The 1,623-nt window shown below is 51.4% G+C and carries 1 rRNA gene; it reads left to right on the plus strand.

What is annotated here, in order from left to right:
- Positions 1-1,621, plus strand: a 23S ribosomal RNA gene (locus ABD971_RS20985); the annotation flags it as partial.
- Positions 1,622-1,623 lie beyond the last annotated feature (2 nt).

The following is a 1,623-nucleotide window of genomic DNA, read 5'->3' on the forward strand; positions in this document are numbered from 1 at the left end:
ATCGGGTGATTATGCCGGAATGAGTAACGATAAAATAGGTGAGAATCCTATTCGCCGAAAGCCTAAGGTTTCCTGGGGAAGGCAATTCCGCCCAGGGTTAGCCGGTACCTTACCCGAGGCTGAAAAGCGTAGGGGATGGATAACAGGTCAATATTCCTGTGCCGGTTGTGTATCTAGTCGCAGGGACGGCGTCCGGAAAGTGAGCGGTACGAATAGAAATGTCCGTAGCGAACACTGAGGTGTTGGGGATTAAAAGACCCGACATAAGCCAAGGTATAGCTCGAGAGCGTTTAAGTTCTCGAAGTCATTGGAAGGACGTCCAAGAAAAGCTGCGAAGTTAAGCAACTGACCGTACTAAAACTGACACAGGTAGGCGAGATGAGAATTCTAAGGCGCTCGGGAGAACTGTGGTTAAGGAACTCTGCAAAATGGCCCCGTAAGTTCGCGATAAGGGGCGCCCACGCAAGTGGGCCACAGAAAATCGGCTCTAACGACTGTTTATCAAAAACACAGGTCTCTGCTAACACGCAAGTGGATGTATAGAGACTGACGCCTGCCCGGTGTTGGTAGGTTAAGGAAGACGGTTAGCCTCACGGCGAAGCTGGCGACCGAAGCCCCAATAAACGGCGGCCCTAACTATGAGGGTCCTAAGGTAGCGAAGTTCCTTGTCGGGTAAGTTCCGACCTGCATGAAAGGCGTAACGATTGGAGCACTGTCTCAACCACAGACCCGGTGAAATTGTAGTTGTGGTGAAGATGCCACATACCCGCGGTTAGACGGAAAGACCCCGTGAACCTTTACTGTAGGCTGATATTGGGTTGAGATATAATTTGTGTAGGATAGCTGGGAGGCTTTGAAGCAGGCACGCTAGTGCCCGTGGAGCCGTCGTTGAAATACCAGCCTGGTTATATTTTAATTCTAACTTCGATCCCTTGAATCAGGGCGAAGGACAATGTCAGTCGGGCAGTTTGACTGGGGCGGTCTCCTCCCAAAGAGTAACGGAGGAGTGCAAAGGTACACTCAGCCTGGTCGGTAATCAGGCGAAGAGAGTAAAGTTAGAAGTGTGCTTGACTGCGAGACCCATAAGTCGAGCAGGTACGAAAGTAGGTCTTAGTGATCCGGTAATCCCGAATGGAAGGGTTATCGCTCATCAGATAAAAGGTACTCCGGGGATAACAGGCTTATCGCATCCGAGCGTCCACAGCGGCGATGCGGTTTGGCACCTCGATGTCGGCTCATCACATCCTGGGGGTGTAGAAGCTCCCAAGGGTTTGGCTGTTCGCCAATGAAAGTGGTACGTGAGCTGGGTTCAGACCGTCGTGAGACAGGTCGGTCCCTATCTGCCGTGGGCGTACGAATCTTGAGGAGGTTCAACTTTAGTACGAGAGGATTTAGTTGGACGAAGCTCTGGTGTACCAGTTGTCGCGCTAGCGGCACGGCTGGATAGCTAACTTCGGAACGGATAAACGCTGAAAGCATCTAAGCGTGAAGCCCGCTCCAAGATTAGGATTCGTAGACATTAGTCGAAAGCCCCCAAGAAGACGACTTGGTTGATAGGCTGGGCGTGTAAGCACGGTAACGTGTTAAGCTAACCAGTACTAACGGGCGAAAGTTTGGCCATCG

Source organism: Novipirellula rosea, assembly GCF_039541335.1.
Lineage (GTDB): Bacteria > Planctomycetota > Planctomycetia > Pirellulales > Pirellulaceae > Novipirellula > Novipirellula rosea.